The organism is Micromonospora sp. NPDC005171, assembly GCF_040608575.1.
Lineage (GTDB): Bacteria > Actinomycetota > Actinomycetes > Mycobacteriales > Micromonosporaceae > Micromonospora.
In genome coordinates, this window is sequence record NZ_JBEXIM010000002.1 from 300,888 (window position 1) to 324,488 (window position 23,601).

Below are 23,601 nucleotides of genomic sequence, written 5' to 3' on the forward strand. Positions count from 1 at the left end.
CGCCGGCCGGACACGCCGAAACGGGCGAAGTACCCGATCGGCGGAGCAACCAGCACGATAGGGGGATACTGGTGCAGGCGTTCATGTTCTCCGAGGGAGGTGGCGGTCGTGCCGGCAGTCACGCTTTCCGGGGTCGTGATCGGGGTCGACATCGGCACCACCAGCACGAAGGCCGTCGCGTACGACACCGACGGGCGGCAGCTCGGCAGTCACCTGGTTGGCTACCCGCTGAACAACCCGCAACCCGGCTACGCCGAGCAGGACCCGCAGCTCATCCTCGAAGCGGTGCTCAAGTCGATCAGCATGGTCGTGGCCGAGCTGGTCCAGCCGGTGGCCGGGCTGTCGTTCGGCTCCGCCATGCACAGCCTGATCGGGTTGGACCGGGATGGCAATCCGCTCACCGCTTCGGTGACCTGGGCCGACTCGCGGTCGACGCGACAGGCCGAGCGGTTGCGGGCGGTGCCGTCGGGGCTGGCCCTGCACCGGCGCACCGGCACGCCGATGCATCCGATGTCGCCGCTGCCCAAGCTGCTCTGGTTCGCCGAGCAGGAGCCGAAACTCTTCGAGCGGGTGACGCACTGGGTGGGCATCAAGGACTGGGTGCTGCTGCGGCTCTGCGGCGCGCTGGTCACCGACCACTCGATCGCCTCGGCCACCGGCCTGCTCGACATCCACACCCTGGGGTGGGACCACGAGGCGCTGAGCATCGCCGGCATCACCCGGGAACAGCTCCCCCAACTGGTCGCCACCACCGCCGTGCTGCCCAACCTCACCCCGCAGGCCGCGGCCGAGACCGGCCTGCCGGAGCGCACCCCGGTGGTGGTCGGCGCGGGCGACGGACCACTGGCGAACCTGGGCCTGGGCGCTGTGCACCCCGGCATGGTGGCCTGCTCGATCGGCACCAGCGGCGCGATGCGGGTGATGGTCGAGCGGCCCGGCGTGGACCCGCTCGGCGGGGTGTTCTGCTACGCGCTGACCGAGCATCGCTGGGCGGTCGGTGGCGCGATCAACAACGGCGGCATCGTGCTCAAGTGGGCCGGCGCCGCGCTCGCCCCGGATCTGGGCGAGCACTCCGAGGAGGACCTGGTCGCCCTGGCGGCCCGCGCGCCGGTCGGCTCGGGTGGGCTCATCATGCTGCCGTACCTGCACAGCGAACGGGCGCCGCACTGGAGCGCCCTGCCGCGCGGCGCGTACGTGGGGTTGACCCACGCACACCGCCGCGAGCATCTGGTGCGGGCCGCGCTGGAGGGCGTCTGCCAGCAGCTCGCGCTGGTGCTCAGCTCGGTGCGCGCCGCCGGCAACGAGGTCCGCGAGGTCCGGGCCGGTGGCGGCTTCGCCCGCAGCGGCCTGTGGCGGCAGATGCTGGCCGATGCGCTCGGCCTGCCGGTGAGCTTCCCGGCCGCACACGAGGGGTCGAGCTTCGGCGCGGCGCTGCTCGGCATGGAGGCGCTCGGGCTGATCCCCAGCATCGACGTCGCCGCCGACCTGGTGCGAATCGAGGAGACGGTCCGCCCGGATCCGGCCGCCGCCGCCACCTACGCGGCGCTGCTGCCGCTCTTCGCCGAGCTGTACGAGGCCCTCACGCCCGCCTTCGCCTCGCTCCGTCGGATGGCACCCGGCCTGCCCACCGGCCCCTCACCACCAACGTGAGCGGTGCCGGCTCGCCGTCGGGTCAGGGTGCCTCGACGCTGGCGATCACATAGCGCTGCACGTCGGCGTCGAGGATGGCCGCTTCCTGCGCGTCGTCCGGCCCAGAGCCACGGAACGCGGCCAACTGCTCCGCGGACTCCCAGCGTTCGTAGACGTGGATCCGCCCGGGCTCCAACGGATCGGGCGCCAGCAGGAAGTCGAGACAACCGGCGGTGGCCCGCGCCCGCGCGATGACCTGTTGACAGTCCGACAGGTACGCCTCACGGGTGGCCGGTTCGACCTGCAGACTGCCGGCGATGATCAGCATGGGTCCTCCGTGGGGATGAGTGGCTGGGGATCCTGATGACCCTGGGTCACATGTATACCTGTGGGTGGTGACGCTCTCCGGGACGTTGCCGCCCGGACGGGTGACGCCGGTCCCGTTGGTCTCACCAGCCTCCGGCGCTTCATATCGTGCAAACGTGAGAAACAGCGACAAGAGGCGCTCATCTTCCCTGCTGGGGAACTCTGCCCGCGTACCCCTGAAGGTGCTGACGGCGGCGGTCGCGCTCGCGGTGCTCGTGACGACCGGGCCGGCCACCGCGGACGGCCCGGGCCGCGAGCCCGTCGCGGACCCGGCGCAGCCGACCACGCCGGGGTACGGGGTGGAGCCCGGTGACGGTCAGAGCCACGAGCCCGGGGTGGACCCGACGCCGGGGCGCCCGCCGACCAGCGAAGTGTCCTGGCTGTCGTTTCCCGGTGGGGTGTTCGCTGTGGACTCGCTCGGGCACACGGTGCGCTACCGCGCCTGCGACGGCGACACCGGTCGGGTCGCCGACCCGACCATGCGGGTCGTCGCCGGCGTGGCCAGTGGGGCGGTCGTCGTCGGAGGGACTGCCTACCGCTACCGGGTGCCGCTGATCGGGCGCAGCGAGGGCACGCTGGAGGTGATCCAGCGGCACCGCCCGCCGACGACGCTGACCGGCGTGGTGGTCACCAGCCCGCAGCCACCCACCGATCCGGTCGCCGGGACCCGACTGTTTCCGCTCAGCGGGCAACTCGCCCGGGTGGTCGCGGACGCGAGCCTCAACCCGGCCGGGGTCACCGTCCGCGACCTGTCCGGCCGCTACGGCGACCAGCAGATCGCCGTCAACGGCTCACTGCGCCCCAAGGCGGCAAGCGTCATCAAACTGTGGATCCTCGTCGAGCTGCTCCGTCGGGTCGACTGTGGACAGGTCTCTCTCGACGACGGGGTGCTGGTCACCGCCGACGACGTGGTCGGCGGCACCGGTCAACTGCAGTTCGAGACGTTCCCGCAGGTGGTCACAGTGCACCGGCTCGCCCAGTACCTGATCAAGTACAGCGACAACGTGGCCGCGAACGTGCTGATCACCTACCTGGGTGGGTTCGCCCCGGTCAACGCCCTGATCGACTCGATGAACCAACGCTCCACCATCCTGGCCCGCCGGATGCTCGACAGCGCCGCCGCGCAACGCGGCGAGGAGAACTACACCAGCCCGGACGACGTGGTGTCCCTGCTCGGCGCGGTCTGGGACGGCGAGATCCTCACCCCCGCCTCCCGCGACCTGATGATCGGGTTCATGCGGGAGCAGACCCTGAACACGAAGATCCCGGCGGCGCTGCCACCCGGCGTGCCGGTGGCCCACAAGACCGGGGACCTGCCGGACGCCTCCCACGACGTCGGCTACTACCTGATCCCCGGCACCGAGACCGCCGTCGCGTTCCTCACCGCCGGACCCATGGCCACCGGCGACGAGACGGTCCGGCGGATGGCCCGCACCGTCTACGACTTCCTGGTCACCCCGGTCGACGGGGCGGTCGAGGAGTGAACCGACGTCAGGCGCCGGGGATGTTCGCCGGCGGATCCTCGCCGACCAGGCCGGCCGCCGGCGGGTCCGCCGCCACCGACAGCCCGAAGTCCGAGTACGTCAGGTCGAGCTGGGCGGTCTGCGACTGCTCGCTGGCCAACTCGATGCGGTAGCGGACCAGCCGGCCCTGCTCGTCCACCGCCGCGGTGAACGGCACCGCCGCGGCCCGGCCACCGAGCACGCTACCGACGCCGCTGCCCAGCACCGCGCCGCTCTGGCGCAGGTCCAGCGTGCCCGCGTACTCCCGCGCGGCGGTCTGCCGGACCCCCGCCGGCGCGCCCAGCGTGCTGGCCAGCCGGGTGTTGTCCAGTCCCTGCTTGGCCGCCGGGGCACCCGGGGCGCCGACGTGCCACCAGGTCTTGCCGTCCCACACCGGGACGCGGCGGTCCGGGGCGCTGACCCGCACGTACACGTCCGGCCCGGTGGTCAACCGCTCGATCTTCACCACCCCGGTGGGCACCTTCAGCGACGTGGTCTCCAGACCACGCTTCGCCTTCGGGTCCCAGAGCAGCACAGTGGCGTCCCCGTCCGCGCCGCCGGTGCCCACTGTCAGCTTGTACGGCTGCTCGTCGGCCTTCGCGGCGGCGGCCTTCAGTACACCTACCGGGTCGGCACTCGCCGACGCCGCCGGGCGACCCGCGTCCGGTTCGTCGTCGCCGGCGGCGCCAAGCGCCCACGCCCCGGCAGCGACCGCCACCACGAGCACGGCGACAGCGGCGATCAGCTTCGGTTTCTGCACTGTCATCTCCCCCGGGGGCGGTGCGGTCCGGCCAGACTAGCCGGACCGCACCCGCTGCTGTTCCCGGTCGGCCTCCCGGCCGCTCAGGCCCGGCTGATCGCGTTGGCGTGGATCGCCTCGTGCAGATAGGCGGCCAGGCCCGGGGCGATGTTCTCGTAGTGCGCGGTGAACCGCTCGTCGGCCAGGTACATGTCGGCCAACCCGGTCTGCATCTCGTACGAGCACTCGTAGAACCAGCGGCTGATCAGCTGCCGGTGCTCCTCGGCCAGGTCCATCGCCTCCGGGCTGTCGGCCGGCGCGCCCGAGCCCATCAGCGCGACGATCCGCCGACCCCAGTCCTCGTTCTCCGCCTTGATCCGCAGCCAGTCGTCCTTGCTGTAGCGGGAGGCCCGGCGGTTCGACTCCCGGTACGCGTCGGTGTCACCCCACCGCTGCTCCGCCTCGGCCTCGTGCTCCTCCGGGCTGAAGTCGCCGAAGACCTCGAACCGCTCCTCCGGCGTGAGTTGGATGTTCATCTTGGTCGCCTCCATCGCGAACTCGATCGCCGTGACCATCTCCTGCAACCGCTTGAGCCGTACCGTCAGCAGTTCGTGCTGTCGGCGCAGGTGCGCGGCCGGGTCGGCCGCCGGGTCGTCGATGATCGCGGTGATCTCCTCAAGCGGGAAACCCAGCTCCCGGTAGTACAGGACGAGTTGCAGCCGTTGCAGGTCCGCGTCGTCGTAGCGGCGGTAACCGGCCGCGGTCCGCCCGCTGGGCGAGAGCAACCCGATCTCGTCGTAGTGGTGCAACGTCCGCACCGTCACGCCGGCGACCTTCGCCACCTGACCCACCGTGTACGCCATGGTCCCCCTCCCTTCCGGGAACCAGGCTCCTGCCTGCCGTTACGTGAGAGTCAACTCCGATTCTGGCCCACCATGGCGGGGCCGTCCGGCCGCCCGTACAGATAGCCCTGGCCGCGTGGGCAGCCGATCGCGGTGACCGCCTCGTGCTGACGCTCGGTCTCCACCCCCTCGGCGACCACCGCCAGGTCGAACGCGCCGGCCAGCCGGGTGACCATCTCCACGGTGGCGTACGCCCGGTCGTCGCTGCCCAGCCGGGCCACGAACGACCTGTCGATCTTCAGCTCGGTGGCCGGGATGCGGTGCAGGTAGCTCAGCGACGAGTAGCCGGTGCCGAAGTCGTCGATGGCGATCCTGATGCCCAGCTCGCGGAGCTGGTGCAGCCGCTCCAACACCGCCTCGGTGCCCTCGATCAGCGCCGACTCGGTCAGCTCCAGGGTCAACGCCCGCGGCGCCAGCCCGGCGGCGCTGGTGGCCGCGGTGACAGTGGCGATCAGGTCCGGCCGACGCAGGTGCGACGCGGCGATGTTCACAGCGACGGTCGCCTCCGGTGCCCGACCCCGCCAGGTCGCGGCGGCCCGGCACGCCTCGTGGATCACCCAGCGGTCGATCGGCAGGATCAGCCCGGTCTCCTCGGCCAGCGGCAGGAACCTCGACGGCGGCAACATCCCCAGCCGAGGGTGCCGCCAGCGCACCAACGCCTCGGCGCTGCGCACCGTGCCGCTGGTCAGGTCGACGATGGGCTGGAACTCCAGGTGCAGCTGCTCCTCGTCGACCGCGCGGCGCAGGTCGGCGATCAACTCGGCGCGGGAGACGGCCGACTCCCGCAGCGCCGATGTGCACGTCCGGTACGCGGACTTCCCGGCCGCCTTGGCCGCGTACATGGCGATGTCGGCGTCGCGCAGCAGGTCGGTGTGGGAGGCGTGCTGCGGGCCGTACTCGGCGATGCCGATGCTCGCCGACGGGTGCACCCCCACGTCCTCCTCGTCGTCGGAGGGTCGCAACGCGTCCAACAGCCGCTCGGCGAGCCGTTCGGGTGACACCGGCCGGTCGCCCTCGACAAGCACCGCGAACTCGTCACCGCCGAGCCGGGCGATGGTGCCGTCGCCGTCCACGGCAGCGTGCATCCGGGCCGCGAGCCCGGTCAGCAGGGTGTCACCCGTGGCGTGCCCGAACCGGTCGTTGACCTGCTTGAACCCGTCCAGGTCGAGCAGCAGCACGGCCACCGGCCGCCCGTCGCGCAGGGCCAGGCGCAACCGCCGGTTGAACAACAGCCGGTTGGGCAGCCCGGTGAGCTGGTCGCCGTACGCGAGCCGGCGCAGCCGGGCCACCAACCGGAGGTTCTCGTTGGCGGCAAACCCCTGCCGGACGGCGAGGGCCGCCAGCAGCACCATCATGGTCACGAACACCAGCTGCGGGGTCTGCCCGGTGGGCCGACGGGCCAGCACCACCGCGATGATCGCCCCACCCACCGGCAGGTACGGCAGCGCCACCCGCCACCAGGGCGGCAGCGGCGACTCGGCGGTGTCATCGGTGCCGTCGCAGTCAGGCGGCGGCGGGTTCCGGGTGGCCAGGCCGATCAGCAGGTAACTCAACGGCCAGCACAGGTCGATCGGGTGACCGGCGGTGTAGTCGGCGCGGGCGACAAGCGACACGTAGACGACATCGGCGACGACCCGCAGGGTGAGGCTCGCCGCGAGGATGGTCATCGGCCGCCACAGCGGCCGGGCCGGCCCGGAGACCGCGACCAGGATGGTGAGCTGCATCAGGTCGAACATCGGGAAGAGCAGCCCCAGCGTGCGGGCCGGGTCGGCCAGCTCGGCGGCGGCGACCCCCCGGAAGACCAGCACCCAACCGATCGGCACCAGGGCCAGTGCGACGATCACCCCGTCCAGCAACGTGCGGGCCCGCCCGACCGCGGTCCGTGGTGCGGACGGCGAGCTGAGCAGCGCGGCAGTGCCGGTGAGGATGCCGGCGGTGAAGACCACCCCGACCGTCGTCGTGTGCGGCAGGTCGCCGCCGACGAGCCGCTGCACCGTCCAGATCGCCCGGCCGATGGCGGCGAGCGCCATGGTGACGGCGAGCAGCGTCCAGAACCGGCGCAGTGGCGCGGGATGCCGACGGGCCACCCCGATGCACGCGAGCGTGGCCCAGCCGGCGACGAGCATCCCGCCGATGTCACTGACCAGGGCGGCACCCGGTAACGCGGCGACCAGCCAGCCCGCCTCCAGCAGGATGACCGCAGCCGCGACGAACGCACCGGTGGGGTTGAGCGTCCCCGCAGCCTGCTTTCCGTCCTGACGGGACACGGTCGCTCCGGCTCTTTCGTCGTGCGTGCACCCTCGGCGGCGCCGGTCCTTGGCAAACCTCGAAAGCCTAACCAGCGCTCAGAAACGCCGCCAGAGCCGAACGTGCACCCCGCGACGGCGCCTTTCCCGGTGCGGCCTCTGCCGCGTCGAGCATCGTCGCGCCTCCGGTCAGCGGCCCGCGGATCGGTTCCAGGGTGAGCGGGGCAGCGCGGTGCCGGCCATCGGACGGCGTGCCCGGCGACGTCTGCGCCGGCCAGGGGTGCAGGGCGGGCGGGCAACGGTGTGCACTGCCACGTCGACCGAGGACGTCGGTCGGCCGATCAGCCAGCAGAGGAAGCGTTCCATCGTCGGATCAGCCGACCGGGAGGCGCTCGGCGTCGGACTTGGAGATCTCGTACTCCGCCCCGCAGAACGTGCACTGCTGCGCGTACCGGGTGCGGATCGGAATGAGAGGGATGAAGAAGAGGGTAAATTTCGTCGAGCGGCGAGTGATCACCTGCGCGGCCTGGTTGCCGCAGTGGCGGCAGACCTGCTGCACGACACCGGACCGGTCGACCTTGGTACGCAGACCAAAGATGAAGAACATCGCCCGCCAGTACCCACTCGACAGCGAAAAGTCACCAGATCCCGCCTTCGGATCAAGGAAATCGGGGTCACGGGACACAAGATCGTGCTCGATCCAGGATGTAGGGGCCTCCTGGGTGAACGAGGCCACTACATCCCTGATCGAGCACGATCAAGGCGAGATGATCAAACTTCAGCTGGTCGGCGCGGGCTCCAGGCCGGGGATCTCCTCGGAGATCCAGATCGGCTGCCAGTTCGGCACCTCGTGGAAGCGGCGCAGCTCGTACAGCCCGGCAACCGAGCCACTCCAGGCCCCGTACGGCGGGTTGGCCTCGTCGAAGCCGCTCTGCACGAAGGTCAGCGTGGTCCGGCCACCGGACTCGGCCAGCTCCCAGGTCGACACGCCGGTCGGCCCCCAGTCGATGGACATCCGCCGGCCGGGCTCCAGGTCGACGACCTTGGCCGCGTAGCCGTTCTCGAAGCCGCCCATGGCGTACCGGCCGCCGACCCAGGGCTCGATGCCGATCGGGTAGCCGAACCAGGCGCTGGCCTGCTCGGAGTCGGTGAGCGACTCCCACACCTTGTCGGCGGGGGCGGCGATGACCAGCTCGCCGCGCAGGTCGGCGGAGGTGAAGTCGGTGCGGGGCAGCAGTGGCTTGCCCTCCACGTGGGCGGCCAGGTTGGCGATGGACAGCGCCCAGAACGTCTGGAGCACGCCCCGGATGCTGGAGCCGCTCATCGCCTCGGCGAAGTCGAAGTGGCTCTGGGTCAGCGTGAGCACTGTGCTGTTGGTGCCCTCGGCGGTCAACTGGAACTCGGTGGTGGTCTCCACCCCGTCGAGCAGCCAGCTGAAGCGCAGCGTGTCGTCGTCGGCGTGCAGCAGCCGCTGGTGCGGGGCGTCGCCCTCGGGCGTGTAGCGACCCCAGAACTCGTACCGCTGGGGCAGCTCGACCTCGGCGTGCTCGGCCAGCCAGAGACGCAGCTCGGCCGGGTCGGTCAGGGCTTGGCGGACGCGCCCGACCGGTGCGGAGAGACGGGCCTTGACCTTCATCGGCTCACTCATTGGCGTTCCCTTTCGGATAGCAGGCGACGGCCAGCTTGAAGGCATCTCCTTCGCTGCCGCCGTAGCGGGTGAACAGGTCCTGAAGTGCGGTTTGCAGGTCGTGCATGAACTGCTGGCGCTGCTCGGCCGGCACCCGGATCTCGCCGGAGACCCCGATCGAGGGCAGCTCGGGTGCCGCCCGGTCCAGGCCGGCGATGTCGGCCTGGACCTCCTCCATCAGGTCGAGCAGGTAACCGAGGCTCAGTTCGTCGCGGGCCCGGCGCAGGCCGATCCGGCCGACGAGCCGCGGGGAGAGCCAGTAGGACCGGGCGGCGGCCTGGTAGATGCCTTCGGTGATGCCGCGGACCTTGCGTTCGTTGACGAGCTCGACGAGGCCGGCCGCGACGAGCTGCTTGACGTGGTAGTAGACGCGCTGTGGCGTCTGGTCGAGTCGGGCCGCGACCTCGGTGCAGGTGCGCGGCTCGGCCAGTTGCCGCAGCACCTCGACGCGCTGCGGCTTGAGCAGGGCCTCGGCCTGCTCGATCTGCTCCAGGTACAGGACTTCTCTCATGGCAAAATCAGTTTGTACGTACAAAACTTCTTTGTCAATGGCTTTGCGAGAAGCCGCGCCGACTTTCTCGACGCGGCTTCAGGCGGCGTTCAGCAGGTGATCAGGGCAACCAGTCCGGCCGCAACGGGTAGCCGTTCACCCCATCCGGGCCGTTGTGCGTGGCCAGCACCTGGTGCAGCTGGATGCCGTTGCGCTCGAACGCCATCCGCGACCCGGCCATGTAGAGCCCCCACACCCGGGCGGTGCCCGCGCCCACCTCGGAGACGCAGAAGTCCCAGTGCTCGACCAGGTTGCGGCACCAGGCGGCCAGCGTCAGCGCGTAGTGCTGGCGCAGGTTCTCCTCGTGGTGCACCTCGAACCCGGCGTCGTGCACCTCGCTGATCAGCCGGCCCGGGCCGGCCAGCTCACCGTCCGGGAAGACGTACCGGTCGATGAACGCGCCGGAGCGGTGCGGCGCCCGGTTGTCCGCGCGGGTGATGCAGTGGTTGAGCAGTCGCCCGCCCTGCCGCAGCCGGCTGCGCAGCGCCCCGAAGTAGGCCGGGTAGTTGCGCACCCCGATGTGCTCGGTCAACCCGATCGACGAGATGACGTCGAACTGCTCGGCCGGCGCGTCCCGGTAGTCCAGGTACCGCACCTCCGCCAGCTCGGTCAACCCCTCCCGCTCGATCGCGGCCTGCGCCCACTGCGCCTGCGCCTTCGACAGGGTCACCCCAAGCGCCTTGACGCCGTACTCGCGGGCGGCGTGGCGCACCATGCCACCCCAGCCGCAGCCGACATCCAGCAGCCGCATCCCCTTCTTCAGCGCCAGCTTGCCGGCGACCAGGTCGTACTTGGCCGCCTGGGCCTGCTCCAACGTGTCGTCCGGGGACCGGAAAACCGCGCAGGTGTACGTCATAGACGGGCCGAGCACCTTCTCGTAGAAGGCGTTGGAGACGTCGTAGTGGTGCGAGATGGCCGTGCTGTCCCGCACCCGTGAATGCCGCATTCCGTTCATCACGCGCTTCCAGCGGGGCTGCGCCTCCTGCGGCGGTGCCGGCGGCGGCATCAGCCGCTCCCAGCCCAGCCCACGGACCAGCGCCAGCCCCTCGGCCAGCGACGGTGGACGTAACCGCAGCTCGTCCTTGAGCACCCGCAACGCCTCGTACGGGTCACCCGGGTGCACGCCCTGCAACGCCAGGTCACCGCTGACGTACGCCCGGGCCATGCCCAGGTCGCCGGGTGCGGTGAGCAGGTACGACAGCCCGCGCTCGGAACGGATCCCCAGGGTGATGCCGGCGTCGGACGGGCCCACGGCGCTGCCGTCGTACCCGGTGATCCGCACCGGCAACGGCCCCGTGGTGACCGCGCGGACGACATCCGCGACGGTCGGACCCGTGTGCCGGCCCCCCGCCGGCGGGGTGGCAGGGACGCTCGCCGCCCCTTGATCTCTGTCGGTCAGGCTCATGCTCGTGCTACCGCCTTTTCGTACAGTCCCGTCAGCCGGTGGTCCGGGTCGTAGCGGTCTTTCACCGCGCGCCACGTGTCGCCGCCATACAGGCGATCGAAGGCGTCCCGGTCGTAGTACGCATCGGAGTAGAGCGACTTGTGCCCACCCGACTCCGACACCCTGCGTTCGATCGTGCGGTTGACGTCGCCGTCGGCGGCGCCCGGCGCGATCGGCACGCTCCCCCAGAACCCAATGTTGACGTAGTCCTGCCCCGGCCGGAGCGGATACAGCGGCCAGGACCGCGCCGAGCCGGGCCCCGCCGGCTCACGCAGTCGCAACGGGCAGAGCCACACCGGGTTCATTCCCACCGCGCCGGCGAACCAGCGCAGGAAGTCGGCCGTCCGGTCCAGCGGGATCTCCACGTCCTGCACGACCCGCTCCCGGGCGGGTTGCCCGCGCAGCCGGTCGATCCGGGCCGCCACCTGGTGGCGGTGCTCCAACCGGACCAGTCGGTGGTAGAAGTCGCTGCGCCGGTAACGCGCCGGCCAGAGCCTGCGCACGACCGGGTGCTGGGCGCCGAACGCCGCCGAACACCAGAACCAGTCGGTGTCCCAGCGCCACAGATAGTCGTACGCGGTGAGCACGTCGCGGGTGCGCTGGCGCAGCGACCGGTAGTAGATCGCCTGACCGGTGTAGTCGCTGGGCGGACCGGCCGCGTCGGTGAACGTGGCGAAGGTCAGGTACGCCTCGCCGGGGCTGAACATCACCCCGTCCATCGCGTCCACCGGCTCGCCGGCCCAGGAACGGGTGGCGGTCACCTCCGCGATCGCGTCGGTCAGCGCCTCCAGCCGGGTGAACCGGACGTTGCGCAACGCCACGTACCGGCCGACCGGTTGCAGCTCGATGCGCAGCCGGGTGGCGTAGCCGAGGCTGCCCAGCGAGTTGGGGAACGCGGTGAACAGGTCGGCGTGCTCCCCGTCGGGGCGGGCGGTGATGATCTCACCGGTGCCGGTGAGGACGTCCATCTCCCGAACCGACTCGTGCGGCAGGCCGTTGCGGAACGAGGTCGACTCGATCCCGAGGCCGGTCACCGCGCCGCCCAGCGTGATGGTGCGCAACTGCGGCACCACCAGCGGCATCAGCCCGTGCGGCAGCGTCGCGTCGACCAGGTCCTCGTAGGTGCACATGCCCTGCACGTCGGCGGTACGGCCGGCCGGGTCGACCGACAGCACGCCGTTCAGGCCACTCACGTCGAGCCCCGGAGTCCGGGGAGCGGACCGGGGGCGGAACAGGTTGGAGGTGCGTTTGGCCAGCCGGACAGGCTCGCCCGTGGGCACCGCGGCGTACGACCGCCGCAACGTGTCCACCGCTTGATCATGGTCAATCGGTTGATCCACACGCTCAGCGCGCATGTGATCACCTTACGCTCGCCGTTTGGAAACCGTGGGATGTCGGCGGTGGCAGTTTCCCGTCCGGTGGCAGGCCCGACGGTTAACGTGGCGGGCATGCCATCGCCAGCGATCACCGCCCTGGACGCCGCCCAACTGCCGTATCGGCTGGTCAGCCACGGTGCGGTAGGCAGTCTCGCGGAGGCCGCCGCCGCCCGAGGCGTGGCCGTGCCCGACGTGGTCAAAACGATCGTCGTACGCCGTAGTGAAGCCGATCACCTGTTCGTGCTCACCCCCGGCGACCGGGTGATCTCCTGGCCCAAGCTGCGCGCCCTGCTCGGGGTGCACCGGCTCTCCATGCCGGACGCGGCGGGCGCCCTGGCCGCCACCGGCTACGAACGTGGCACCATCACCCCGTTCGGCGCGAGCACCGCCTGGCCGGTTGTCGCCGACGAGCGACTACGCGGACGGGAGATCACCCTCGGTGCCGGCGAGCGGGGTCTCGCCATCGCGATCGACGCCGACACCGCGATCGCCGCCCTCGACGCCACAGTGGCCGACGTCACCGACCCGCAGCCCACCCGCTGAGCGCAACCCCGGGCGGCGGCGCGGAATAGTGTTGGGGGCATGCCAAAAGCCGTGTGGAACGACCTGGTCGTCGCCGAGAGCGACGACACCGTGCTGGTCGAGGGCAACCACTACTTCCCTCGCTCCGCCCTGCGTGACGACCTGATCCGCGAGTCCACGACGCACACCGTCTGCCCGTGGAAGGGCACCGCCTCCTACTACTCCCTCGAGCACGAGGGCAGCACCAGCAAGGACGCGGTCTGGTATTACCCGGAGCCCAAACCGGACGCCGAGATGGTGCGTGACCGGGTGGCGTTCTGGAAGGACGTCCGGGTCGTCGACTGACGGCACCGACTGGCCGTGGCCGACGGCGGTGGGTGAGGATGGCCCGTATGCCCGCGCCCGAGGAACGCCCCGACCCCGCCGGCACCGTCTACGGCGGCCGCCGACGGGCCGCGCGTTCCGGCCCGCTCGCCGACCCGCTGCTGCGGGTGGCGCTCGGGGTCGGGCTGGTGGGGGCACTCCTCGGGCTGGTCTTCGCGACCGGGCTGCTCGACGGCGACGACGACGAGCCGGCCGTGCCGGCCACTGTCGGCGCGACGTCCGGCGCGGCGGAGGCCACCACCCCGGCGGTCGAGCCGACACCGACCCCGGCGGTCGAGCCGTCGCCGACGCCCTCGGCGGCACCGACCACCGGGCCCCGGGTGCTGCGGGTCGCGTCCGGGCTCTGCCTGGGGCTCGACGGCGACGACAAGGAGGCGGGGGCCGAATTGGCCGTCTGCACCGGCGGCCCGGAGCAGCAGTGGGTCGTCAACCCGGCCGGCGCGGGCGTGGTGACGCTGACAAACGCCGCCCACGGGCAGTGCCTCGACGTCGAGGGTGGCAGTACCGACGACGGCGCGCGGTTGCTCCAGTTCCCCTGCCACGGCGGGACCAACCAGCAGTGGCGGCTGTCCCCCACCGGCACCGGCCCGGTGCTGCTGGTGGCTGTGCACAGCGGCAGGTGCGGGCAGGCCGACGACGACGGCGACGAGCCCGACGACGAGATCCGGCAGCGCGCCTGCGACGGCCGACCCGCCCAGCAGTGGACCCTCGGCTGACCGTCCGACCCGCTCAGCCCCGGAAGCTCCACGCCCGCGGCGCGGTCGCGGCGACCAGCACGGCCTCCGGCACCGGTCGGCCCGGTCGTCGGCGCAGCAGCAACGACAGCCCGGCCGCGCCGATCGACAGCGCGCCCGCCACGTACCAGGCCATCGCGTAGTCGCCCAGCCGGTCCCGGACCAGCCCCGCGCCGGTCGCGGCGACCGCCGCGCCGAGTTGGTGCGCGGCGAACACCCAGCCGAACACCACCGCTCCGGCGCCACCGAAGTACTCCCGGCACAGCGCCACTGTCGGTGGCACGGTGGCCACCCAGTCCAGGCCGTAGAAGACGATGAACACCAGCATGCTCGGCTCGGCGGTGCCGGAGAAGAGGCTCGGCAGCACCAGCAGGGACAACCCGCGCAGCGCGTAGTACATGCCGAGCAGCAGGCGGCTGTCCACCCGGTCGGTGAGCCAGCCGGAGGCGATCGTGCCGACGATGTCGAAGAGCCCCACCAGGGCGAGCAACCCGGCCGCCGTGGTCTGGGCCATGCCGTGGTCGTGTGCGGCCGGCACGAAGTGCGTACCGACCAGGCCGTTCGTGGTCGCCCCGCAGATCGCGAACCCTCCGGCCAGCAGCCAGAACGGGCGGGTCCGGGCCGCGGTGGCCAGCGCGCCGAGCGCCCTGGTCGCCGCGCCGCCGGTCGCGGGCGGCGCCGCGACGACCTCGGTCGCCCCGTAGGCCGGCAGGCCGAGATCCGCCGGGTGCTCGCGCAGCAGCCACACCACAAGGGGTACGACCGCCAGCGCCGCCGCGGCGACCACGAGTGCGGCGGTACGCCAACCGTGGTCGCGTACCAGGATGGCGATCAGTGGCAGGAACACCAGCTGTCCGGCCGCCCCGCCGGCGGTCAGCACTCCGGTGACCAGGCCCCGTCGGTGGACGAACCACCGGCCGGTGACGGTGGCCACGAACGCCAACGCCATCGAGCCGGTGCCCAGCCCCACCAGCACACCCCAGCAGAGCAGAAGCTGCCAGCTGGCGGTCATGAAGACCGTCAAACCGCTGCCCGCGGCGACCAGCAGCAGCGCCACCGAGACCACCCGGCGGATGCCGAACCGGTCCATCAGGGCGGCCGCGAACGGCGCGGTGAGCCCGTAGAGCAGCAGGTTGACCGAGACGGCCGCGGAGATCGTGGCCAGCGGCCAGCCGAACTCCTCGTGTAGTGGGTGCAGCAGCACCGACGGGGTGGCGCGGAAGCCGGCCGCGCCGACGAGCGCCACGAAGGCGACGGCGGCGACCAGCCAGGCGGGATGCAGACGGCGGTTCTTGGTCACGGGACAAGTCTGAGCGGGCCCACTCACCTCGACGAGTGGCCGGAAAGCCATCATGCGCAATAATCGGGCCATGAGCGCTCGCCCGCACCGGATCGCCGTACTCGCGCTGCACCAGGTGGTTGGCCTGGACCTCGGCACCCCGTCCCAGGTCTTCAGCACCGCCCGCGCCGCTGACGGGACACCCTTCTACGACGTCCGGGTGTGCACCCCGGGCGGGCAGCCGGTACGCAGCACCGCCGGCTTCCAGGTGGTCCCCGACCACGGTCTGGAGCTGCTGGGCACCGCCGACACGGTGATCGTCCCGGGCATCCACGACGGCACCGCGTTGACCTCGGGCGCCGTCGAGCCGGAGGTCACCGTGGCGCTGCACGCGGCGTACCAGCGGGGTGCCCGGATCATGTCGATCTGCACCGGGGCGTTCGTGCTCGCCGCCGCCGGGCTCCTCGACGGGCGGCGGGCGACCACCCACTGGGCGTACGCCGAGCGGTTCCGCCGCCTGCACGCCCGGGTGGACCTCGACCCGGGCGTGCTCTTCATCGCCGACGACCGGGTGCTCACCTCGGCCGGAGTCGCCGCCGGCATCGACCTCTGCCTGCACGTCATCCGCCTCGACCACGGCAGTGAGGTGGCCAACCGGGCGGCCCGCCGCTGCGTGATGCCGCCGTGGCGCGACGGCGGTCAGGCGCAGTACATCGAGCAACCGGTGCCGAAGGCGACCGACACCAGCACGGCCGCCGCCCGGGAGTGGGCACGCCAGCGACTGCACGAACCGATCGCGCTGCGCGACCTGGCCGAGCAGGCGCGGATGAGCGTGCGCACCTTCACCCGGCGCTTCCGATTGGAGACCGGCCTGAGCCCGGCCCAGTGGCTGCTGCAACAGCGCACCGACCACGCGAGACTGCTGCTGGAGACGACCGACCTCACCGTCGACCAGATCGCCCACCGCTCGGGTTTCGGCACCACCGCCGCCCTACGCCAGCAACTCCACCAACGCATCGGGGTGGCCCCGTCCACCTACCGCCGCACCTTCCACCCCCGCCCCGAGCTGATCGAAACCTGAGCCCCCCGGCCGATGCCGACCGCGCTGCTCCCCAGGCGCGCGGCGCGAGTCCCGCCGGAAGCCCGCCACGCCGGGCAGCCGGCAACGCCGGACAGCGCCGGAACGGGGCGGCTCAAAGAACAGCGCCGCTCAGGACCGGAGCAGGTGCAGTTGGGACTGGTGCTTGGGCAGGTGCACCCGGGTGTGCAGGTCCAGGGTGCGCGACCAGGGCAGCGGCTCATCGACGATGAGGTCGAAGCCCTCGCGGAGGTGCGTCTCGACAGGGGTGTCCGCGGCCAGGCCGAGCTGGTCGACCAGCCCGCACAGTCGGTCGCTCGTGCCGTGCAGCAGCGCGGTCAGGCCACGCAAGCCACCCTGCTCGGCGGCGAGCGCGTCGAGCTGCGGGCGGCGGATGTCCTCTTCCAGTTCGTAGTAGGCGAACGGCGACCCGGCCAACAACGCCTCGGTGGCCTGGATCATCAGCTCGTCGTTGGCGACCAGATGCGCGACGATCTGCTCGGCACTGAGTTGTCCCTCCGGAGCCGGACCGAACCCGCCAGCATCGACCTCCGCGAACAGGGCACCGTACGCCCGCCGCAATCCCCCGCTCTCCATCTCCCCAGTCAACCCGCCAGACCGCGGATTAGCGGCGGGATTGGCGGGAGCGGAGGTAGTCGCTGACCACGTACTCGCCCAGGTCGTCGGTGTCCGGGGTGAACATGCGGCCCCGGCTGCGGCGGGCCACCGCGTCGACGAAGCGCCGCAGGCCCGGGTCGTCGCCGAGCATGAACAGGTTGAGCGTGGCGCCGTAGCGGCTCAGCCGGTCCACCTCGCGGACCGTCGCCTCGATCGTCTCCGGCAGCGGAGGCCAGTGGAACAGCGCCTCCCCGTCGTCCGGGTCCAGGTGGGCGGTCGGCTCACCGTCGGTGACCACCAGCACGATCGGCTCGGCGTCCGGGTGCCGGCGCAGGTGCCGGCCCGCCAACCGCAGCGCGTGCTGCAGGTTGGTGCCCTGCTCCATGTCCGGCTCCACGGCCGCCAACTCCTGCTGGGTGAGCGTCATCGCCTCCCGGCCGAAGCCCACGATCTGCAGGGCGTCCTGCGGGAAGCGGGTCTCCATGAGGTGGGCCAGCGCCAGCGCCGTCTGCTTCATCGGCCCCCAACGACCCTGAGAGATCATCGAGTACGACAGGTCGACGCAGAGCACCACCGCGGCCGAGGCACGCCTCTCGGTCTCCACCACCTCGAAGTCGTCCACCGCGAGCTGCACCGGAACCGTCGGCCCGGCCCGACTGACCGCCCGGGTCAGCGTCCGGACCACGTCCAACGGTTGCTCATCGCCGTACTGCCAGGGCCTGGAGCCGCCGCTGACCTCGCCCGCCGCACCGGCCGAGCGCAGGTCGTGCTGGCCGCGCGGCCCGGCGGTCAACTCCGCGAAGACCTGCCGCAGGGCGGTCCCGCCGAGCCGGCGCAGCGCCTTTGGGCTCAGCGTCAGCCCATCCGCGTCCCGGCTCACCCAACCCTGGCGGCGCAGCTCCCGCTCCAGATCGCGCAGCCGGCGAACGTCGTCGGCCGCGTCCCGGCCCAACGTGCGGGCCACCGCGTCGACGTCCACGTCGTCGAGGGTCGCCCCCGGGTGTTCCTGGTCGAGCTGGTCCAGCAGGTCGTCCAGTTCGCCGATCTCACCCAGCGCGCCGGCCGCGTCGGCGTAGCCTAGCGGCTGGTCGCCGCGGACCCGCTCGCCCCGCCCCCAGCGCAGATCGGGTCGCAGTGCCCGCAGGTTCGCGTCCAACGCGGACAACTCCCCCGCGAGGCGGTCGCCGAGCGACTGCTGCATGAGGCCGGCCAGCTCGGCGCGTTGCCGTTCGGAGAGCGAGTTCATCAGCCGCTCACCGGCCGCCGCCCGGCGGGCCAGCACGTCGATCAACTCATCGACGGACTCCGGCTTCTCCGGGAAGAAGTCACCGTGTCGGCGCATGAACTCGGCGAACGTGTCGGTCGTGTCCTCCGCGCGACCGTGCCGGGCCAGCAGGTCGTTCAGGTCGCCCATCATCTCGGCGAGCCGCTGCTGGGCGGCCGGGTCGGCGGAGGCGCGCACCGCGTCGCGCAGCCCGGCGAAGCGCTGGCCGAGCACGTCGTCGCGGAGCTGGTCGAGGATCTGCTGGTACGAGCGGCGGGCGTCGTCGCTGACCCACTGGTAGCCGGACAGCTCCTCCACCGCCCGCGCCGTCGAGCGGGGCAGATTGTCCAGCACCGCTTCGGCGAACCGGGCGTCGTCGTCGTCGCGACCCCGCAGCTCGTCCCGCTCGGCGGCGAGGGCCTGGTCGAGCAGTGCCCGGGCCCTGGTCACCGCGCCATCCAGGTCACCCCTGCGCAGCGCCTCCCGGCGTAGCCGCCGAGCCCGGGCGGCCAGGTCGTCCAGGCCACCCCGCCCCTGCGGGCCTCGGCGCAACAGGTCGCGCAGCGCCTCCCGCAGGCTGCCGCCGGCCAGCACCTCGGCACCGACCGCGTCCACCGCCTCGCGCACGTCGTACGGGGGTGCGAGCGGGTCGGGCCCGCCGTTCCACTGCCCGTAACGGAACCGGTTGCCGGCCACAATCAGCCCCGGCCGCCGTAGACGGTGCGCCCCGAGTCGGTGACGTCCTTGCCGAGCCGGCGGGTCAGGTGCAGCCCTTCCAGCACGAACTCGACGGCGGCGGCAGCCTCCTCGGAGGTGGGCGCGTCGCCCAGGTCGAGCCGGTCCAGGACCTTCGCCAACCCGGGTACGGTGCCGACCTGGCGCAGCAGCTCGGCGGCGCTCACCAACTCGCCGGTCTCGATCGCGGCGCCGTCCTCGACCAGGGCGGTGAACCCGGACAGGTCCAGCCCGGCCAGGTGGGCGCGGAACGTCTCGGCGGTGGCGGTCCGCAGCAGATGTGCGAGGATCTCGATCTCCCGACCTTCCTCGCCGCTCTCGAACTCGACCTTGCCGCGCAGCGTGCTGGTCACCGACACCGCGTCACCGACGCGGGCGACGGCGGCCTCGGGGCGCCCGTCCGGGGTGCCGGAGGCGGCGAGCAGCCCGGCGCGGCGCAGTGCGGCACCGGCGACCGTCTCGGCGGCGGCGATGGCGAATCGGGCGGAGACACCGGAGCGCGGGTCCACCGACGGCGACTCCCGGACGGCGCGGGCGAAGCGGGCCAGCACCTCCAGGACGTGCTCCGGCACCTCGGCGACCAGGTCGGCCTCCTGGCGGATCAGCGCCAGCTCCAACTCCAGGTCGACCGGGTAGTGGGTGCGGATCTCGGCGCCGAACCGGTCCTTGAGGGGGGTGATGATCCGGCCCCGGTTGGTGTAGTCCTCCGGGTTGGCGCTGGCCACCAGGAGCAGGTCCAGTGGCAGGCGCAGCTGGTAGCCGCGAACCTGGATGTCCCGCTCCTCCAGCACGTTGAGCAGCGCCACCTGGATGCGCTCGGCCAGGTCGGGCAGCTCGTTCACGGCGAAGATGCCCCGGTTGGTGCGCGGCACCAACCCGAAGTGGATGGTCTCCGGGTCGCCGAGGGTACGGCCCTGGGCGATGCGGATCGGGTCGACGTCACCGATCAGGTCGCCGACGCTGGTGTCCGGGGTGGCCAACTTCTCGCCGTACCGCATCGAGCGGTGCAGCCAGCCGATCGCCAGTTCGTCGCCGGCCTCGGCGACCTGGGCGCGGGACGCCGGGGTGAGCGGGTGCATGGGGTGCTCGTTGAGCACCGAGCCGGGAAGTACGGGGGTCCACTCGTCGAGCAACGCGCCCAGCGAGCGGATCAGCCTGGTCTTGCCCTGGCCGCGCTCGCCGAGCAGCACCATGTCGTGCCCGGCGAGCAGTGCCCGCTCGACCTCGGGCAGCACGCTGTCGTCGTAGCCGACGATGCCGGGGAAACGGGTCTCGCCGGAGCGCATCCGGGCGAGGAGGTTGTCGCGGAGTTCCTGCTTGACGGTGCGGTACTGGTGACCGGCCGCCCGTAGCGCGCCGAGCGTGCCGGGCAGGTCGGCCGGTGGAACCGGGATTACCGGGGTAGGCGCAGTCACCCGACCCACGCTAGCTCACATTCGCGCGGGTGCCCCGGGCATCAAAGGAGCACCCCCGCTACCACCCTCAGCCCCGGTCGCAACGCCGGCAGGCGCCCCGGCGACGCAGGTGGTACGCGTAGGTGGCGGCGCCCAGCGCCACGCCCCACAGCGGCCAGAGCAGCATCGGCGCCCCGGTGATGCTGAAGCCGCCGGTCAGCCGCCAGAACTCAGGATTGCTGAGCAGGCCCAGCGAGGCCGCGGTCACCGCGATGGCGACCAGGGTGGCCGGCACCACGGCCAGCTTCACCGGCACCCGCCGACCGGCGAGGCCGATCATCCAGCGCGGGAACCGCTCGCCCCAGCGCTGCACCAGGCCAAGGGTGAGGATCGCGCCAACGGTGGCGAAAGCGGCCAGCCCGAACCCGGCCCAGACCAGCCCGGTGTCCTGCATCTCGGTCAGGAACTCGCGGGAGATGCCGAGCGGGATGCCGGCCGCCCAGGCGAACCGGGTCAACGCGTACGTCAATGGGATGGCAGCGGCGAGGCCGGCGGCCCACCGGCCCCAGCGGGTGGCGGCGGCCGGGGTGGTCCACCCCTGGCCGGTGTCGGCGCGGCCGCAGCCGACGCAGGTCCCGGCGGTACGCCTTTGCCAGGCGAGCACCGTTCCGACCAGCAGCAGCCCGCCGGCCAGCGCCGCGAACCGGGCGAACAGCGCCCAGGTGAAGACGTCGGAGTAGTCGACCGGGGGCCAGCCGAACGGCGCTCCGACGATCAGTATCGGCAGGTAGCCGAGGATGATCAGCACTCGGACGTCCGGCACGACCATGACGAGCACGAACGCGACCGCCCAGCCGTAGCCGGCGAGCAGCGCCCGCGCCTGGCCGGGTGGACGTGCGGCGGGGCGGCTCATGGCCAGCGCGGCGACCGCGGCGGTGAGCAGCACGCCGGCGAACAGCGGGGTGGCCACGTCCACGGGTATCAGGCGCAGCAGGCTGACGTCGCCGCCGTGCGGGTCGTTCGGGCCGAACGGGTAGCCCGCGCCGGTGAGCATGCTGATCAGGGCGAGCACGCCCCACAGGCCGAGCCAACCGGCGGCCAGGGGGGCGAGCCGGTCCGGCCAGCGGGAGTCGGTACGGGGTCGGGAGGCAGTGATCGTTGTCATGTTCTCAGCCTCGGCGGCTGACCGCCGGATTCCCTCCCGGCTGCCGGTGAACCCGCTCCCCCGGTCGAGGGACCGATCAGCCGGACGGGGTGACGAAGCCGGACTCGTAGGCGGCGATGACCGCCTGTGTGCGGTCACGGACGCCCAGCTTGGCCAGCACGTTGCCGACGTGCGTCTTCACCGTCTCGACCCCGACGACCAGGTGCGCGGCGATCTCCGGGTTGGACCGGCCGGTGGTCATCAACCGCAGCACCTCGGCCTCCCGTTCGGTGAGCCGGGCGGCGGTCAACCGGTCGCCGCCCACCGGCCCGTACGCCCCGACCAGCTGGCGGATCGCGGCCGGGAATAGCAGCGACTCACCGGCCGCGACCACCCGGACCGCCTCCACCACCTCGGCGGGCCGGGCCCGTTTGAGCAGGAACCCCGAGGCGCCGGCCCGCAGCGCCTCGTAGACGTACTCGTCGTTGGCGAACGTGGTGACCACAAGCACCCGGGGTGGGTCGGCGGAGGTGGCCAGCAGGTGCCGGGTGGCCTGGATGCCGTCGATGCCGGGCATCCGCACGTCCATCAGCACCACGTCCGGCCGGTGCCGGGCGACCAGCGGCGGCACCTCGGCCCCGTCGGCGGCCTCGGCGAGCACGTGCAGGTCGGGTTGGGCGTCGATGATGGCCCGCAGCCCGATCCGGATCAGCTCGTCGTCGTCGACGATGAGCACCCCGGTGGTCATCGCGTCTCCTCGTAGGGCAGGCGGGCCCGGATGAGCCACCTGTCGCCGTCCGGGCCCACGGTGATCCGGCCGCCGAGCAGCAGCACCCGCTCCCGCATGCCGTCCAGGCCTCGACCGCCCCGCCCCAGCCGGGCCCGTCCGGGCTGGTTCATCGCGTTCACCAACTCCAACTCCAGCGCGTCGCTGTGCAGGTCCAGGCGTACCGTCACCGGGCCGTGGCCGTGCCGGGCCGCGTTTGTCAGTCCTTCCTGGACGATCCGGTAGCCCTCCCGGGAGACCGCGGCGGGCACCCGGGTCGGGTCACCGGCGCGATGCGCGTGCACGGTCAGGCCGGCCGCGCGGGCGTCGGTGACCAACCGGTCCAGGTCGGCGAGGGTACGCTGCGGCGCCACAACGGGCCTGTCGCGTCCGTTCTCCCGGAGCAGCCCGAGCACGTGGTCGAGGTCGTCCATGGCGGTCCGCCCGACGTCCTCGATGGCGGTGAGCGCCCGCCGGACGAATTCGGGGTCGGTGTCGAGGACCTCGCGGGCCGCCCCGGCCTGGAGGGTGGCCACGGTCAGCGCGTGACCGACCGAGTCGTGCAGTTCCCGGGCCAGCCGGTTGCGTTCGGCGAGCCGGGTGGCCTGTGCTTCGAGGGCGGCGATCCGCTCCGCCTGAGCCGGGCCGAGCAGCACCGGCGCCATGGACCCGGCGAGCGCGCCGAGCCCGGCGACGGCGTAGCCGAGGCCGACCAGCAGGAGCACCCCGGTCACTGTCAGCCATCCGCTGTCATGCCCGTCGAGCGGCCCGAACCGTTCCCGGCTGGTCAGCTCTTCGCCGATGCCGAACTGCTGGGCGATGAACGCCAACGCCATCGGCAGGGCGCTGAACAGCGCGATCCCGACCAGCGCGCCGATGATGAGGTGGGTGGCGATCCAGAGCGCGCTGCGCAGCCGGGTCTCCCGGTCGCCGTGGTGCCCGGGCGCGGGTTCGGGCAGGTCGACACCGAGCAGGGCCCGGACGGCGGCGATCTCCAGGGCGCGGCTGCCGTCCAGCAGCAACGGGACCACGGCGATCAGCACCGCGATGACCAGCAGGACGTAGACGAGTGGGCGCGGGATCGCCGAGTCGGCGAGCAGTTGGGCGAAGGTCACCGCGAGGAGCCCGTACGGCAGCGCCAGCACGCCGCCGAGCAGCAGGTACACGCCGCGTCGCCAGGTGGTGCCGGCGACCAGCGGGGCCAGCGCCGCTCGGAGGGTCACCTCGTCATTCTGCTGCCGG

General features: G+C 72.2%; 22 protein-coding genes. 6 read left to right on the plus strand and 16 right to left on the minus strand.

Features of this window, described 5'->3' with window-relative positions; translation table 11 throughout:
* Positions 1–108 precede the first annotated feature (108 nt).
* Positions 109–1,650 carry a gluconokinase gene (locus ABZU74_RS05360; protein ID WP_355418765.1) on the plus strand — a complete coding sequence of 514 codons (1,542 nt, stop codon included), beginning with the start codon at positions 109–111 and terminating at the stop codon, positions 1,648–1,650.
* A gap of 22 nt (positions 1,651–1,672) precedes the next feature.
* Here ABZU74_RS05360 and ABZU74_RS05365 read toward each other — a convergent pair whose 3' ends face one another.
* Positions 1,673–1,957 (minus strand): antibiotic biosynthesis monooxygenase, encoded by a 285-nt coding sequence (locus ABZU74_RS05365; RefSeq protein WP_355418767.1) that lies wholly within the window; start codon positions 1,955–1,957, stop codon positions 1,673–1,675.
* A gap of 154 nt (positions 1,958–2,111) precedes the next feature.
* Between ABZU74_RS05365 and ABZU74_RS05370 the strand changes: the two genes are divergently transcribed.
* Positions 2,112–3,479 carry a serine hydrolase gene (locus ABZU74_RS05370; protein ID WP_355418769.1) on the plus strand — a complete coding sequence of 456 codons (1,368 nt, stop codon included), beginning with the start codon at positions 2,112–2,114 and terminating at the stop codon, positions 3,477–3,479.
* Between the two features lie 7 nt (positions 3,480–3,486).
* Here ABZU74_RS05370 and ABZU74_RS05375 read toward each other — a convergent pair whose 3' ends face one another.
* From ABZU74_RS05375 to ABZU74_RS05410, 8 genes are all read right to left on the minus strand, one after another.
* Positions 3,487–4,257 (minus strand): hypothetical protein, encoded by a 771-nt coding sequence (locus ABZU74_RS05375; RefSeq protein WP_355418771.1) that lies wholly within the window; start codon positions 4,255–4,257, stop codon positions 3,487–3,489.
* An 83-nt stretch (positions 4,258–4,340) separates the two neighbouring features.
* Positions 4,341–5,099 (minus strand): MerR family transcriptional regulator, encoded by a 759-nt coding sequence (locus ABZU74_RS05380; RefSeq protein WP_355418773.1) that lies wholly within the window; start codon positions 5,097–5,099, stop codon positions 4,341–4,343.
* A gap of 50 nt (positions 5,100–5,149) precedes the next feature.
* On the minus strand, positions 5,150–7,405 hold the full coding sequence (locus tag ABZU74_RS05385; RefSeq protein WP_355418775.1) for an EAL domain-containing protein: 2,256 nt from the start codon (positions 7,403–7,405) through the stop codon (positions 5,150–5,152).
* 352 nt (positions 7,406–7,757) lie between these two features.
* Positions 7,758–8,120, minus strand: a complete 363-nt coding sequence (locus tag ABZU74_RS05390) for a zinc ribbon domain-containing protein (protein ID WP_355418777.1) — start codon at positions 8,118–8,120, stop codon at positions 7,758–7,760.
* Positions 8,121–8,162: 42 nt separating this feature from the next.
* Entirely contained in the window at positions 8,163–9,032 is an 870-nt protein-coding gene (locus ABZU74_RS05395) for an SRPBCC family protein (protein WP_355418779.1), read from the minus strand.
* Entirely contained in the window at positions 9,025–9,582 is a 558-nt protein-coding gene (locus ABZU74_RS05400; protein ID WP_355418781.1) for a helix-turn-helix domain-containing protein, read from the minus strand. Before ABZU74_RS05400 ends, ABZU74_RS05395 begins: the two co-directional genes overlap by 8 nt.
* A gap of 100 nt (positions 9,583–9,682) precedes the next feature.
* On the minus strand, positions 9,683–11,026 hold the full coding sequence (locus tag ABZU74_RS05405; protein ID WP_355418783.1) for a class I SAM-dependent methyltransferase: 1,344 nt from the start codon (positions 11,024–11,026) through the stop codon (positions 9,683–9,685).
* A complete protein-coding gene (locus ABZU74_RS05410; protein ID WP_355418785.1) occupies positions 11,023–12,420 on the minus strand; it encodes an FAD-binding oxidoreductase in 1,398 nt (465 codons plus the stop codon). Before ABZU74_RS05410 ends, ABZU74_RS05405 begins: the two co-directional genes overlap by 4 nt.
* A gap of 93 nt (positions 12,421–12,513) precedes the next feature.
* Here ABZU74_RS05410 and ABZU74_RS05415 point away from each other — a divergent pair, with 93 nt between their 5' ends.
* The 3 genes from ABZU74_RS05415 to ABZU74_RS05425 are packed head-to-tail and all read left to right on the plus strand — an operon-like array spanning position 12,514 to position 14,063.
* Positions 12,514–12,984 (plus strand): YbaK/EbsC family protein, encoded by a 471-nt coding sequence (locus ABZU74_RS05415; RefSeq protein ID WP_355418787.1) that lies wholly within the window; start codon positions 12,514–12,516, stop codon positions 12,982–12,984.
* A gap of 39 nt (positions 12,985–13,023) precedes the next feature.
* Positions 13,024–13,308, plus strand: a complete 285-nt coding sequence (locus ABZU74_RS05420; protein WP_130407584.1) for a DUF427 domain-containing protein — start codon at positions 13,024–13,026, stop codon at positions 13,306–13,308.
* A gap of 47 nt (positions 13,309–13,355) precedes the next feature.
* Complete coding sequence (locus tag ABZU74_RS05425) at positions 13,356–14,063, plus strand: RICIN domain-containing protein (protein ID WP_355418789.1); 708 nt, start codon at positions 13,356–13,358, stop codon at positions 14,061–14,063.
* A gap of 13 nt (positions 14,064–14,076) precedes the next feature.
* On the opposite strand, the gene ABZU74_RS05430 is transcribed toward ABZU74_RS05425, so the two are convergent.
* Complete coding sequence (locus ABZU74_RS05430; RefSeq protein ID WP_355418791.1) at positions 14,077–15,381, minus strand: MFS transporter; 1,305 nt, start codon at positions 15,379–15,381, stop codon at positions 14,077–14,079.
* 52 nt (positions 15,382–15,433) lie between these two features.
* Between ABZU74_RS05430 and ABZU74_RS05435 the strand changes: the two genes are divergently transcribed.
* A complete protein-coding gene (locus tag ABZU74_RS05435; protein WP_355418793.1) occupies positions 15,434–16,441 on the plus strand; it encodes a helix-turn-helix domain-containing protein in 1,008 nt (335 codons plus the stop codon).
* A 129-nt stretch (positions 16,442–16,570) separates the two neighbouring features.
* Here ABZU74_RS05435 and ABZU74_RS05440 read toward each other — a convergent pair whose 3' ends face one another.
* The 6 genes from ABZU74_RS05440 to ABZU74_RS05465 all read right to left on the minus strand — a co-directional run bounded on the left by ABZU74_RS05440 (position 16,571) and on the right by ABZU74_RS05465 (position 23,582).
* Positions 16,571–17,035 carry a hypothetical protein gene (locus ABZU74_RS05440; protein WP_355418795.1) on the minus strand — a complete coding sequence of 155 codons (465 nt, stop codon included), beginning with the start codon at positions 17,033–17,035 and terminating at the stop codon, positions 16,571–16,573.
* A 28-nt stretch (positions 17,036–17,063) separates the two neighbouring features.
* Complete coding sequence (locus tag ABZU74_RS05445; protein ID WP_355419139.1) at positions 17,064–19,019, minus strand: VWA domain-containing protein; 1,956 nt, start codon at positions 19,017–19,019, stop codon at positions 17,064–17,066.
* Positions 19,019–20,479, minus strand: a complete 1,461-nt coding sequence (locus ABZU74_RS05450; RefSeq protein ID WP_355418797.1) for a sigma 54-interacting transcriptional regulator — start codon at positions 20,477–20,479, stop codon at positions 19,019–19,021. The genes ABZU74_RS05445 and ABZU74_RS05450 overlap by 1 nt, the downstream gene beginning before the upstream one ends.
* Before the next feature lie 58 nt (positions 20,480–20,537).
* Complete coding sequence (locus ABZU74_RS05455; protein WP_355418799.1) at positions 20,538–21,614, minus strand: hypothetical protein; 1,077 nt, start codon at positions 21,612–21,614, stop codon at positions 20,538–20,540.
* 76 nt (positions 21,615–21,690) lie between these two features.
* Positions 21,691–22,341, minus strand: coding sequence for a response regulator transcription factor (locus ABZU74_RS05460; protein ID WP_355418801.1), 651 nt, complete (start codon positions 22,339–22,341; stop codon positions 21,691–21,693).
* Positions 22,338–23,582 carry a histidine kinase gene (locus ABZU74_RS05465; RefSeq protein WP_355418803.1) on the minus strand — a complete coding sequence of 415 codons (1,245 nt, stop codon included), beginning with the start codon at positions 23,580–23,582 and terminating at the stop codon, positions 22,338–22,340. Before ABZU74_RS05465 ends, ABZU74_RS05460 begins: the two co-directional genes overlap by 4 nt.
* Between the last annotated feature and the right edge of the window lie 19 nt (positions 23,583–23,601).